Raw genomic sequence first — 12,122 nt, forward strand, 5'->3', positions numbered from 1 at the left:
AGCCGACTTATACACCGCAGTGCATACACCAGCGGAGATGCCTTATGCGCAGCGCTTTGATCACGCGAAAGACGGCCGAAACCGATATCAGCGTCGAGATATCCCTCGACGGAACCGGTAGCTATGACAACCAGACCGGCATCGGGTTTTTCGATCACATGCTGGATCAACTGGCACGGCATTCGCTGATCGACATGAAAATCCGCTGCTCGGGCGATCTGCATATCGACGACCACCATTCGGTCGAGGATGTGGGGATAGCGCTTGGTCAGGCTCTGACCAAGGCACTTGGCGACAAGAAAGGCGTTCGCCGCTATGGTGCGTGTCTCTTGCCGATGGATGATGCGCTTGTGCGCGCCGCGCTGGACCTGTCAGGACGGCCCTTTCTGGTGTGGAACCTTGATCTGCCCACGCCCAAGATCGGTAGTTTTGACTGCGAATTGGTGCGCGAATTCTTTCAGGCCTTCAGCACCCATGGCGGCATCACACTGCATGTGGACGCGCTGCACGGGATCAACAGCCACCACATCGCCGAAGCGGCTTTCAAGTCTGTGGCACGTGCCCTGCGGGAAGCGGTTGAAACAGATCCGCGCAAATCAGATGCGATCCCATCGACCAAAGGTGCGCTCTGACACATCCCGGCGCGATGCGCGGTGAAGGAAAAGCAATGACGACCGTCATTATCGACTACGAAAGCGGCAACCTGCATTCGGCAGAAAAAGCATTCCGCCGGATGGCGGAAGAAGTCGGCGCGGGCAAGGTCCGGGTCACCTCGGACCCTGATGAGGTGCGTAAAGCTGACCGCGTGGTGCTGCCGGGCGACGGTGCATTTCCAGCCTGCCGCAAGGAACTTTTCGATCATCGGGGCCTGTTTGAAGCCATGAAAGAAGCGGTAATTGATGGCGGGCGTCCCTTCATGGGCATTTGTATCGGCATGCAGATGATGGCGACCAAAGGGTTGGAATATGCCGAAACCCCCGGATTTGACTGGATCAGTGGCACGGTCGAGCCGATCTTGCCAGACCACACCGATCTGAAAGTACCGCATATGGGGTGGAACGATTTGGTGATTGATCACCCGCATCCTGTCTTTGAGGGAATAAAAAGCGGTCAACACGCCTATTTTGTGCATTCCTTTCACTTCCGGGCGAGCGATCCGACCCAGAGGCTGGCACATGTAGAATATGGCAACCAGATCACGGCTGTTGTTGGGCGCGACAACCTGGTCGGCACACAATTTCATCCAGAAAAAAGCCAAACTACCGGCCTGAGGATGATCGCCAATTTCATGCGCTGGACACCCTAGATGTCGATCACGGCCCCCCAGTTGCAAACAATTCTTGATGAAATTGCATCCATAGCGGAATCGACAACAGATAAGGGCCGCGTCGCTGATTACATCCCCGAACTAGCGGGCGTGAACCCGGATCAATTTGCCATGGCGGTCTCTCGGCCCGGTCAGTCGACACTCATCGCTGGGGATGCAAATACGCGCTTTTCGATCCAGTCGGTTTCCAAGGTTTTCACTCTGGCGCTGGCCCTGGGGAAAGTGGGCGATCGTTTATGGCAGCGGGTCGGACGTGAACCATCGGGGCAGGCCTTTGATTCCGTAATCCTCCTTGAGCAGGAAAAAGGCCGGCCTCGCAATCCCTTCATAAATGCAGGGGCAATCGTGACCACGGATACCGTGCTAGAAGGGGCGACCCCTAGCGAAACGCTGGGCGCTATTTTACGGTTTGTTCGTGCCGCTGCGAGTGACGATGAAATCCATATCAACGATCAGGTGGCCCAGTCCGAAATCACCACGGGCCACCGAAATTTCGCGATGGCGCATTACCTTTTATCCCATGGCAATCTGGTAAATGCGCCGGAACAGACCCTTGGCACCTACTTCCATCAATGCGCCATCGAAATGACCTGCGCTCAACTGGCCAATGCGGGCCTGTTTCTCGTCGGCGGACCTGAGGCACCCCGGCTGGTTTCGGACGACCGCATCCGCCGCATCAACGCCCTGATGATGACCTGCGGGCATTACGATGGATCGGGCGACTATGCCTACCGTGTCGGATTGCCGGGCAAAAGCGGCGTTGGCGGCGGCATCCTTACGATTGTCCCTAACATCGCCTCAGTCGCAGTCTGGTCGCCAGGGCTCAACCGCTACGGCAACTCGAAGCTGGGCACTGAGGCGATGCAGATTCTGGCAGAAAAAACCGGCTGGTCGGTGTTCTAAGTCAGACGTCTAACATGTCAGGCAGCCTACTCAGTTCAGCTACTTGACGCGTTGCCAACTCTGGCTGCGACAAATCACGGCCACGCAACCCGACACTTTCAACGTATTGCCATTTAACGACATTTTCGACTTGTAGGTCTTGTTGCGATCCGGGGCCCATATCTTGCCACCAGCATAAGCCCCCTCCCCCTTGGCCTGCATGTCCCAAAGCATTCGCTTGCCCAGATGCTCGTATCCCTCGGAGACCGCTCCACCTTCTTTGTAGGCCTGCTTGATGACACCACAGATCGCCTCTCCGCATTTTGAGACAGTGACATGCAGATATCCGCCGGTATCGCCGGGCTGGGTCTTCCAGACGCCCTCAACCGGGTCTGCAAAGCTGGCACTGGCGCTCAGGATCAATGCGGCGGCGCTGAGTGCTAATTTCTTCATGGTCTCGTCCTCCCTGAAACTCTGCGCGACATTGGCCAAGGGATGGATTTCGATCAAGTCTGACGTTGGGTCGCGTTGCAATTGCTGTCCGCGCGTGCAAAACGGCGGGCAAGATTTCGCTGAAAGGGCCACGCCATGATCCTCTACCCCGCCATCGACCTGAAAGACGGCCAGGCCGTGCGCCTGTTCAAAGGTGAGATGGACCAGGCCACCGTGTTCAATGACGATCCTGCAGCGCAGGCAATGGAGTTCGTCGAAGCGGGTTGCGAATGGCTGCATCTGGTCGATCTGAACGGCGCTTTTGCGGGTGAGCCGATCAATGCCGCCCCGGTCGAGGCGATACTGTCGCGTACCAAGGTGCCAGCCCAGTTGGGAGGCGGCATCCGCGAAATGGCCACAATAGAACGTTGGCTGTCAAAGGGGCTTGCGCGGGTCATTCTAGGCACTGTGGCCGTGGAAAACCCAGGCCTCGTGCGCGAGGCTGCCAAAGCGTTCCCCGGTCAGGTCGCGGTGGGTATCGACGCCCGCAACGGTCGTGTCGCCACCAAGGGCTGGGCGGAAGAAACCGACGTGATAGTGACCGATCTGGCGAAATCCTTCGAGGATGCGGGCGTGGCCGCGATCATCTACACCGACATCAACCGCGACGGCGCGATGCAGGGCCCGAACACCGAGGCCACGGCGGCACTCGCCAACGCGGTCAGCATTCCGGTGATCGCGTCGGGTGGCGTCAGTTCGCTCGACGATCTGATCGCCCTTCGCGATTGCGGTGCGGCTTTAAACGGCGCAATTTCTGGCCGAGCCCTCTATGATGGCGCGATTGATCTTAAGGAAGCATTGAATACGCTGAAAAGCTAAAAAACACTTCAAAAACAGCATTCTGCAACATCTACATTCCCGACGCCTTGCCCGTCAGTTTAGCCAGCGCGCCGGTCATTTTTTTCACGTATTCTGCATCTTTCGGCACATTTAGGTCTTCGAGCATTTCGGCAGGGTCTTCATAGGCAAGCCATGTCTGGCCGTCACCATCCTGATAGACCAGCACCTTCATCGGCAGGTAGAGCCCTGCAAGCGGGTCATCCTGCATCGCCGGTGTGCCCAGCTTGGGGTTACCGAAGATCAGCACCTGCTCCGGCGCCAATTCCATGTCCACCTTCGCCGCCCCGGCGGCATGGTCGACGCGGGCGAATACCGTGGCCCCTGCCCCGGTCACGGCGGCTTCCAAAGCATCCATGGTGCTGGCGACATCTCCGCTGGCCTTGACTTTCACGATGTCCTCGCTGGCTACAGCAGGTACGGCAGCCATTGACAACGCGGCAGCGGTGATAATTTTTTTCATGACGATCTCCTCAAAAATCCGACAGGTGCATGCCTATCCTCTGGCATGTGGACCAATTTGCCCATAAACGGTTGCGTGAGTTTTGTGACGGAAAGCAAGAACATGCTCAAGACCCGTATCATCCCCTGTCTGGACGTGGCCGATGGCCGCGTGGTCAAGGGCGTGAATTTCGTTGACCTGGTGGATGCCGGTGACCCCGTTGATGCGGCACGTGCTTATGATGCCGCAGGCGCTGACGAGCTGTGTTTTCTGGACATTCAGGCCACCCATGAAAACCGGGGAACGATGTTCGACGTGGTGCGCCGCACAGCCGAACAATGCTATATCCCGCTGACTGTGGGCGGCGGTGTGCGAACGGTCGAAGATGTACGCGCTTTGCTGCTGGCCGGGGCTGATAAGGTCAGCTTTAATTCCGCCGCGGTCGCCAACCCGGATGTGGTACGCCAGGCCGCGGATCAATTCGGCAGCCAGTGCATTGTGGTTGCCATCGACGCCAAGACAGTAAGCCCCGGAAAGTGGGAGATCTTCACCCACGGCGGACGCAAACCAACTGGCATCGACGCGGTTGAATTTGCCCGGTTGGTCGAAGCCAACGGTGCCGGTGAAATTCTGCTGACCTCGATGGATCGTGATGGCACACGCGCGGGATTCAACTTGCCGCTAACACGCGCCATCAGTGACGCGGTGAATATTCCGGTCATTGCTTCTGGCGGGGTCGGCACTTTGGATCACTTGGTCGACGGGGTGACAAAAGGTGGCGCAAGTGCGGTGCTGGCTGCGTCGATTTTTCACTTCGGTGACTACTCGATCGCCGAAGCCAAAGCGCATATGTCCAACGCGGGTATCGCGATGAGGTTGGACGTATGACACTTGATGATCTGGCAGAAATCATTGCCAAACGCGCAACAGCAGATGCGTCTGAAAGCTGGACCGCCAAACTGCTTGGCAAAGGCCCGGAAAAATGTGCTGAAAAGTTCGGAGAAGAGGCTGTTGAGGCCGTGATCGAAGCCGTTCGGGGCGACAGGGAAGCGCTGACCAACGAGGCTGCCGATGTGCTTTTCCATCTGCTGGTGATGTTGCAATCACGTGATGTGGCGCTGTCCGATGTCATGCGAGAGCTTGCCCGCAGGCAAGGCACCAGTGGTCTGGTTGAAAAAGCCGCAAGAAAGAAGGGCTGAACATGATCCGTCACATCGTTTTTTTCAGCGCATCTGATCCCACCGATATCAAGGCCATTCGCGACGGGCTGATGATGCTCAAGGATATTCCGGACAGCAGCCATTTCGAAGTTGGAGAGAATATCCACAGCGATACAATTTCCGGGCCCCAAATAGACGTTGTCGTCTATGCTGAGTTCGCTGATGAGGCCGCCCTTGCCGCTTACAAATCCAATCCGATTTACGAGGCGTGTATTGCGCGGGTCCGACCCATGCGTGAAATAAGAATTGCAGCAGACTTCAAAGCGTTTTCAGCTACTTGACGCACGTTTTTAAAGTTTTGAAGAAATAACGCCCGTATTGAAACCACCCATCCTGAGTTCTCCGAAAAGCCGCTGGTTTTCGATCTTGGGACAGCGGTTCATAATCACCTCAACGCCGCGCTCACGTGCCATTTGAGCAGCCTCTTCATGGACGACGCCAATCTGCATCCAAATCGTCTGTAGTCCCGAAAAGGTTTCCAGCGCCTCCTCGACCACGGGCGGTACGTGTTCCGATCTGCGAAAAATATCGACCATATCGACCGGGTCTTCTATTTCCGACAAATAGCCCCTGACGAGTTGGCCAAACAACATTTTGCCCGCATGACCCGGATTGATCGGAATCACCGTGAACCCTTTGAGTGCGAGATAGCGCGCCACATAATAGCTGGGGCGTATTGGGTTCATCGAAACACCGACCACTGCAATGGTCTTTGTCCGGGTCAAGACTTTGCGCAAATATGCGTCTGAATATTCTTCCGACATCTCAAAGCCTTGGCTGGAATCGCTTTGCACACTTTAACTATTTGTACGGATAAAAAAAGCGCCCAGGGAAACCTGGGCGCCAGTCGCGGAACGAGGGACAGTGAAGTGAAACGTTGATGTTCCAGATCAACGCTTCTGTAATATAGATAGGTCCTGCTTTAGGAATAAAAAGAGAATGTAATACAGGTGTGAACAGAGTGTTAAAATTGGGGACCTAATCGAAGATATCTTCAACCACGTCCCAAAGCTCTTCAAAAATCTTGCGTGACAGCGGTTTTCGTTTTTTTTGCTTCACCGGTTTGCGAAAGTTTCGCCGCTTATCATCATCCGAAAACTTACGTCGGCTTGGTCGATATGGCGTAGGTTTTCGCATACTCTCTGCGCGTTTCTCGGGCTTCGCTGGTGATATGGGCATGAACTTCATGTCATGAAGAGGTGCACCACAAGCTGAACAGCTCAGCTCATGCCGGGCCTGATCCAGCATCAAAATGCTTCTTGCGCCGCAGTAACAGCAGGTCGCGATCTTACGGGTTTGTGGCATTGTGCGGCGTTCCAGTCGGCGTTTCTTCGCCTTGATATTGGGCGGCGCGCCCCTTGTCGCAAGGGCAAGATCGCCAATAACGGCTCACAAAACAGATGATGACCTTGATCAAGGTCGCGCGGCATACATCGCCACCGCAGCCGCGTTCGATACATTCAACGATCCGAAACCACCTGCATAATCGATCCGAACCAACTGATCACAGGTCTCGCGTGTTTTCTGCCTCAACCCCGGCCCTTCTGCCCCAAGCACCAGCGCGATGGGCCGATTGCGCCGCCCCTCGACTGCCTGCTCTATGGTCATTTCGGCCTCACCATCAAGGCCAAGCACGACATAGCCCATCGACTGAAGTTCGGTGATCCCATCCGCAAGGTTGCGAATACGTAGATAAGGTTGACGCTCCAGCGCACCGCTGGCGGTCTTCGCTAACGCGCCAGTCTCGGGTGCCGCATGGTGGCGCGGGGCGATCACGGCACAAGCTCCGAAAACTTCGGCCGATCGCAAGATCGCGCCGACATTATGTGGATCGGTAACACGGTCCAACAGGATCACACGAGGCGGGCTTTCCCCATCTCCCAGGCAGCGGCTTGCCAATGTGCCCCAATCCAACGGCTTCACCTCAAGCGCGGCCCCCTGATGCACCGACTGCGGATCAATGGGCGCCGGAAACCGACGCGGGTCGGCAGGTTCGGGCGTCATACCAGAGGTTTCTATCGCATCCGCAAGCTTGTCATGCGCATTTTTCGTAACGACAAGTCGTAACTTTTCACGGGCTTCATTTTGCAACGCATCGCGAACCGCATGCAAGCCAAACAGCCAGAGCGTTTCCGCTGCAACCGCCCGCTTTGCCTGCTCTTTTTCGACCACCCAACGGGGTTTTTTCATGGCTTCAATCGCCCCTTTTCCTGAGCGCGCGACAATGCGCTGCGTCTTGGCGTTGTGCAAGGTATTTTCCTGTTGACGGTGCCGGGCCGCGCTAGTAATCAGCGCTGCACGTCAAGCGGTTTGACCGCTGGCAGTGGGCGACAGGCCGCAAGGTGTGGCAGGGGACTGTAACTCCCTCGCGGAGACGCACGCCTGGTTCGATTCCAGGGTCGCCCACCATTTTCTTCTTTCTCGAGTACTTAGAACGCAAAACCCGCCGGTGCGACGCACAGGTGAGACAAATACATGCGTTTTCTGGCTGAACGGTCGCTACAAGTCACTTGGTTAAGAGATCACCGGGTTTCATGTCTGAAGGGGTCGCGAGATGGGAAAGTCATCGATCAGACCGTGCCAGAAGGTGACGAAATTGTGCTACTCACTAACATCGTCATCGCACTCGCTCCTTTCATGCACCCCGAGGTTCCAGATGGTAGGGGTTCCTCATTCCTCGCTCTTCTGTGAGGTCTGCAAAACCCAACGTTCCAATACCGTAGCCTCTTGGGTCAATTTCACGCCCGACCGTTTCACAAGAAAATACCCACGGCCGGTCTTGAGAGAAACTTTCAAAGGTTGCACCAATTCGCCATTACCCAATTGCCGGTCGAGTAGCCGGTCCCACCCAAGGGCTATTCCCTGTCCGGCACATGCGGCCTGAATGAGAAGTGGCAAATTGTTAAACCCGAGTGATCGCATGTCCTCTGAGAATGGGATCTTCTTCTTTGTCAGCCATTGATGCCAGTCGACCCAATCCCAGCGGTCGCCCCGGAGATCCAACAAGGTATGATCCAGAAAATCCCTTGGGGCCAAGATTGGTGGGTTGTTCTGCAAATATTCAGGGGCACAAACCGGGAATATCTCCTCTGAGACAAGCAAGGTCGCATCAAATCCCGGCCAGTTTCCATCTCCGTACAACAAAGCCATGTCGACACCGCTTTTCAGACAATCCCCTTCGCTATCCGACGCGATGATGTTTACGGAAATCTCAGGAAACTGCGCCTGGAATTCGTGGAACCGAGGCATCAGCCAAAGATGGGCCATCGAAAGATCCGCCCCCAGGGTCAGATCATGGGGCGTGTTTTCAACCCGTATTGAACCCGCTGAATTCGCAAGCAAGTCCAAAGCGACAGACACCGAATGCTGGAAACGCTGGCCTGCTTCGGTCAGTTCAATCCGCCTGTGAGTGCGGTCAAACAGTTTCACGCCAAGATACTGTTCCAAAATCCTAATTTGCCGACTTACTGCGGCTTGCGTGATAAATAACTCCTCTGATGCACGGGTAAAACTGCGTAGCCTCGCAGAGGCCTCGAACGCAGCAAGTGTTGTCATCGGCGGCAACTGACTTCGAACTTTATCCATAAGTATTCCTGATGAGACAAGCAAAGTTAATATCGTTTGAGCGGCTTCAAGCACAATTATATCTTATGTCTCACGCAAATGTGGGTTTGAAATTATTTATTATCTTGGTGATCGTTAACGCCCGTCGCGCGTCAGAGTAGGCACAAGCCTGCCGGAAATCGAACAACGGGGAGCACTTCCAATGTCTGATCCGGTATTTTTTCAGTTCTCTACAGTTACCGTCATAATCCTCTTGGCACTTTTCTATGGTGGCACCTTTTGGATGTCGACTTTCGTCAATGAAAAAGAAGAGAGCGTTGACGGCTTCATGGTTTCAAGCGGCGAGGTCGGCTTTGGCATCTCAGCCGCAAGCATGACCGCGACGTGGATTTGGGCGGCGTCTTTTTATGGCGCGGCAATCTCGGGCTACAACTACGGCTTGTCCGGGCCAATGCACTATGGGTTTTGGGGGGCGTTAATGATCCTCTTCATATATCCGTTTGGCCTGCGGTTCAGGAAACTTGCACCAAACGCCCATACCCTGGCCGAGATCATGCATGCACGGCATGGATCCGGCAGCCAGCTGATCCTGGCAATTTCCAACCTTTTTGGCAGCGTGATCAGCCTGATGGTGAATTTCACTGCGGCAGGTGCACTTGTATCTGTGCTATCACCGCTATCCTTCCAGGCGGGGGTGCTAATCGCCGGTATTGGCGTGCTATCCTATACGCTTTGGTCCGGTTTCCGAGCATCCATCCTAACCGATTTTGCCCAAGTGGTTGCAATGATGTCCATTGCTGTCGTCATCATCCCATGGGTCTATTTCAGCGCGGGCGGTAGTGAGGCGTTGAGTAACGGTTTTGCCATCATTACAGAACAGCAGGCCGATTTCTTCTCGACCACCGCAATTCTGGAACAGGGCGCGCCCTTCTTCGTGGCGGTACTGGCCTACGCCATCGGCAATCAAACAATAGCTCAGCGTCTATTCGCTGTGCGCGAGGACCTAATCAAACCCACCTTTATCACGGCAACACTAGGTTATGGGTCGATTGTGATTGGTCTGGGTATGCTAGGTCTGATGGCATTGCTGCTTGGCGTGGCACCACATGAAGGTGACTTGAATAACCTTATCCCACAGATGGCGTCAGCCTACCTGCCACCGTTCATGATCGCGCTTTTCTTCATCCTGGTGATCGGTTCGCTATCTTCTACGGCAGATTCTGATTTATCCGCTCTGTCGGCGATCATGATGACCGATATCTATGGCCGTAATCTGGCCAAGGGCAATCCAAACCCACGCAAGATGCTGCTGTTGGGTCGCCTGACAATGATCGTGGCCACCGTGGCCGGGCTGATCCTCGCGAGTTTCTCGCTCGATATCCTGGTGATGCTGGTATTCGTTGGTGCTCTGTGGGGGGCTATCGTGTTTCCTGTGATCGCCAGTTGTTACTGGAACAGAGTTACCAATACGGCATTCATCTGGGCCGTGCTTGGCGGGCTTGTCCTGTTCACAATCGTGCGTTTCGAAGTCCTACCGCTCAGTGGAATTTTTGGTGGGTTTTTCGAACTTGTCGCCGCAGTAGGTGGTGGTGTGGTTCTGGCCTTAATGGCCTTCGGCTTCTTCGGACGCATCGTTGGACTATTGGTGGGTGTCATTGGATTTGTGGCATGTGCTTTCTACTTCAGTGGGTTTCTTCGGGACTACACTGTCCTGTTAGGATCGCTGACCGCCTATGGCGCCAGCACGGTTATCTGTGTAGCGCTGAGCTTGATGGGCAAGGAAGAGTTTGATTTCGACCTGATCAACGAGCGCGTCACCAGCTTTGACGATGACGCCGCGATGGCGGCTGTTCGTAAAGAAGATGAGCGCCTGAAAAACGCCTGATAAAATGAAAGGAATAAACCAATGCTGACACTTTACATCCTGATATGGCCACTGATTTCCGCGGTCGTTCTAGCCCTGATTGTCACTACGTTTGTGCGCGAATTGCGTCAGGCCAAAAAAGACGGAAAGAAGGTCGTGTAACACATCGGCCGAGGCCTCCCACCTTGGCCAAGCGCTGAAGGCCCGGACCCTAAGCGCAAGCGCCCTCGCGATTTCCCGTTTCGCGAGGGCGCATTTCTGACCGCTCAGCAAGCGAGTTTTTCTGCGACCGCTCTGAGAAAATTCAACCCCTGCTGCAACTCGGTTACTTCAATATACTCATCTGCCCCATGGGCGCGGCGGATCGTTCCAGGCCCGAAAACGACCGTCGACAGGCCTTTATCGCTGAAATACCCGGCATCTGTGCCGAATGAGACGACGCTCTGACTGTTTTGCCCCGTAATCTCACTCACAAAGGCCGCCGCGCGCGCAGCGTTGCGATCATCCAACGGCGGCACCGCAACCTCTGTAATGATTTTGATATCTGCTTTTGGGCTAACAGCCTTCATCACCGGTAGCAGTTCTTGCGCAGCAAAATCTTCGATCTCCCCAATGATGGCACGACTATCTTGCCCCGGCATACCGCGGAACTCCCAATCGAAATTACACCATCCTGCAGTCGCGTTTCGGGCCGCCCCGCCCTCAATCGTGCCGATATTGAACGTCGCGTAGGGCGGATCATAGGGTGAACCGGGCACAGGATCAGCCGCCAGCCGCGCACCTATCTCCTCAATCTTGGCAATCAGGCGCGTCGCCGTTGAAATCGCGCTGACACCGCCGCGGGGATCGCTGGAATGCACCTCGTGGCCTGTAATCTCGGTACGCATCTCGTCACCGGCTTTGTGACCGGTCACGATGTTCATTTCTGTAGGTTCCCCCACGATGACAACCGACGGCTTACATCCCAACGCCTCCATACTATCCAGCAGCACTGGCATCCCAAGCCCGCCAATTTCTTCGTCATAGGTGAAGGCGATATGGATGGGACGTGTCAACTGGGCCGCTTGAAACACCGGGACCGAGGCCATGACACATGCCAGAAAACCCTTCATATCGACCGATCCGCGCCCATAAAGCCGGTCATCAATACGGGTTAACTTGAAGGGATCGCTGGCCCAATCCTGACCTTCAACCGGAACCACGTCGGTATGGCCATTCAGCACGATACCGCCATCAATCCTGGGTCCGATCGTGGCAAACACATTTGCCCGTTCACCATCAACATCATAGCTGAGAATGACATCGACGCCCTGCGCTTCAAGCGTGTCTTTGATGTACCCGACAATCGCCTGGTTTGGCCTGCCCGATACACTGTCAAACCCAACAAGGTTTTCCAGTATTTCAATCGCCGAATTCAGTGTATCAGCCACGTAAAAGCCCCATGAAGCACTCCAACCGAACGGACCCTATAGCGGCGACGCTCGATTCGCCTAA

General features: G+C 55.2%; 16 protein-coding genes and 1 tRNA gene. 10 read left to right on the forward strand and 7 right to left on the reverse strand.

Annotated elements, in window-relative coordinates; genetic code table 11:
* Nucleotides 1–44: 44 nt before the first annotated feature.
* The 3 genes from hisB to Q1B27_RS13840 are packed head-to-tail and all read left to right on the forward strand — an operon-like array spanning nucleotide 45 to nucleotide 2,230.
* Nucleotides 45–632, forward strand: a complete 588-nt coding sequence (gene hisB / locus Q1B27_RS13830; protein WP_299848378.1) for an imidazoleglycerol-phosphate dehydratase HisB — start codon at nucleotides 45–47, stop codon at nucleotides 630–632.
* 35 nt (nucleotides 633–667) lie between these two features.
* Nucleotides 668–1,306, forward strand: a complete 639-nt coding sequence (hisH, locus tag Q1B27_RS13835; protein WP_299848379.1) for an imidazole glycerol phosphate synthase subunit HisH — start codon at nucleotides 668–670, stop codon at nucleotides 1,304–1,306.
* Complete coding sequence (locus Q1B27_RS13840) at nucleotides 1,307–2,230, forward strand: glutaminase (protein WP_299848380.1); 924 nt, start codon at nucleotides 1,307–1,309, stop codon at nucleotides 2,228–2,230.
* Nucleotides 2,231–2,269: 39 nt separating this feature from the next.
* On the opposite strand, the gene Q1B27_RS13845 is transcribed toward Q1B27_RS13840, so the two are convergent.
* Entirely contained in the window at nucleotides 2,270–2,662 is a 393-nt protein-coding gene (locus Q1B27_RS13845) for a DUF2147 domain-containing protein (RefSeq protein WP_299848381.1), read from the reverse strand.
* Between the two features lie 135 nt (nucleotides 2,663–2,797).
* Between Q1B27_RS13845 and hisA the strand changes: the two genes are divergently transcribed.
* Nucleotides 2,798–3,520 carry a 1-(5-phosphoribosyl)-5-[(5-phosphoribosylamino)methylideneamino]imidazole-4-carboxamide isomerase gene (gene hisA, locus Q1B27_RS13850; RefSeq protein WP_299848382.1) on the forward strand — a complete coding sequence of 241 codons (723 nt, stop codon included), beginning with the start codon at nucleotides 2,798–2,800 and terminating at the stop codon, nucleotides 3,518–3,520.
* Nucleotides 3,521–3,551: 31 nt separating this feature from the next.
* On the opposite strand, the gene Q1B27_RS13855 is transcribed toward hisA, so the two are convergent.
* The gene (locus Q1B27_RS13855) at nucleotides 3,552–4,001 is read right to left on the reverse strand and encodes a DUF302 domain-containing protein (RefSeq protein ID WP_299848383.1); all 450 of its coding nucleotides are present in this window, start codon (nucleotides 3,999–4,001) and stop codon (nucleotides 3,552–3,554) included.
* 102 nt (nucleotides 4,002–4,103) lie between these two features.
* On the opposite strand from Q1B27_RS13855, the gene hisF reads away from it, so the two are divergent.
* Genes hisF through Q1B27_RS13870 form a run of 3 tightly spaced genes read left to right on the forward strand, consistent with a single transcriptional unit; the run spans nucleotide 4,104 to nucleotide 5,481 of the window.
* A complete protein-coding gene (hisF, locus tag Q1B27_RS13860) occupies nucleotides 4,104–4,868 on the forward strand; it encodes an imidazole glycerol phosphate synthase subunit HisF (RefSeq protein ID WP_299848384.1) in 765 nt (254 codons plus the stop codon).
* Nucleotides 4,865–5,179: a phosphoribosyl-ATP diphosphatase gene (locus Q1B27_RS13865; RefSeq protein WP_299848385.1), complete on the forward strand. Its 315-nt coding sequence runs from the start codon at nucleotides 4,865–4,867 to the stop codon at nucleotides 5,177–5,179. Before hisF ends, Q1B27_RS13865 begins: the two co-directional genes overlap by 4 nt.
* Before the next feature lie 2 nt (nucleotides 5,180–5,181).
* Entirely contained in the window at nucleotides 5,182–5,481 is a 300-nt protein-coding gene (locus tag Q1B27_RS13870) for a Dabb family protein (protein ID WP_299848386.1), read from the forward strand.
* A gap of 9 nt (nucleotides 5,482–5,490) precedes the next feature.
* Here Q1B27_RS13870 and Q1B27_RS13875 read toward each other — a convergent pair whose 3' ends face one another.
* From Q1B27_RS13875 to rlmB, 3 genes are all read right to left on the reverse strand, one after another.
* Entirely contained in the window at nucleotides 5,491–5,964 is a 474-nt protein-coding gene (locus Q1B27_RS13875) for a CoA-binding protein (RefSeq protein WP_299848387.1), read from the reverse strand.
* A 214-nt stretch (nucleotides 5,965–6,178) separates the two neighbouring features.
* The gene (locus Q1B27_RS13880) at nucleotides 6,179–6,448 is read right to left on the reverse strand and encodes a hypothetical protein (RefSeq protein WP_299848388.1); all 270 of its coding nucleotides are present in this window, start codon (nucleotides 6,446–6,448) and stop codon (nucleotides 6,179–6,181) included.
* A gap of 165 nt (nucleotides 6,449–6,613) precedes the next feature.
* A complete protein-coding gene (gene rlmB / locus Q1B27_RS13885) occupies nucleotides 6,614–7,390 on the reverse strand; it encodes a 23S rRNA (guanosine(2251)-2'-O)-methyltransferase RlmB (RefSeq protein ID WP_299848389.1) in 777 nt (258 codons plus the stop codon).
* 135 nt (nucleotides 7,391–7,525) lie between these two features.
* Here rlmB and Q1B27_RS13890 point away from each other — a divergent pair.
* A tRNA-Tyr gene (locus Q1B27_RS13890) sits at nucleotides 7,526–7,609 on the forward strand.
* Nucleotides 7,610–7,870: 261 nt separating this feature from the next.
* On the opposite strand, the gene Q1B27_RS13895 is transcribed toward Q1B27_RS13890, so the two are convergent.
* A complete protein-coding gene (locus Q1B27_RS13895) occupies nucleotides 7,871–8,839 on the reverse strand; it encodes a LysR substrate-binding domain-containing protein (RefSeq protein WP_299848390.1) in 969 nt (322 codons plus the stop codon).
* Nucleotides 8,840–8,966: 127 nt separating this feature from the next.
* On the opposite strand from Q1B27_RS13895, the gene Q1B27_RS13900 reads away from it, so the two are divergent.
* On the forward strand, nucleotides 8,967–10,649 hold the full coding sequence (locus tag Q1B27_RS13900; protein WP_299848391.1) for a sodium:solute symporter family protein: 1,683 nt from the start codon (nucleotides 8,967–8,969) through the stop codon (nucleotides 10,647–10,649).
* A gap of 21 nt (nucleotides 10,650–10,670) precedes the next feature.
* Complete coding sequence (locus tag Q1B27_RS13905) at nucleotides 10,671–10,790, forward strand: putative transporter small subunit (RefSeq protein WP_299848392.1); 120 nt, start codon at nucleotides 10,671–10,673, stop codon at nucleotides 10,788–10,790.
* Nucleotides 10,791–10,894: 104 nt separating this feature from the next.
* Here the strand turns inward: Q1B27_RS13905 and argE are convergent, their stop codons facing one another.
* Nucleotides 10,895–12,058 carry an acetylornithine deacetylase gene (gene argE / locus Q1B27_RS13910; protein WP_299848393.1) on the reverse strand — a complete coding sequence of 388 codons (1,164 nt, stop codon included), beginning with the start codon at nucleotides 12,056–12,058 and terminating at the stop codon, nucleotides 10,895–10,897.
* Nucleotides 12,059–12,122 lie beyond the last annotated feature (64 nt).

The organism is uncultured Roseovarius sp., from assembly GCF_947489715.1.
Classification (GTDB): domain Bacteria; phylum Pseudomonadota; class Alphaproteobacteria; order Rhodobacterales; family Rhodobacteraceae; genus Roseovarius.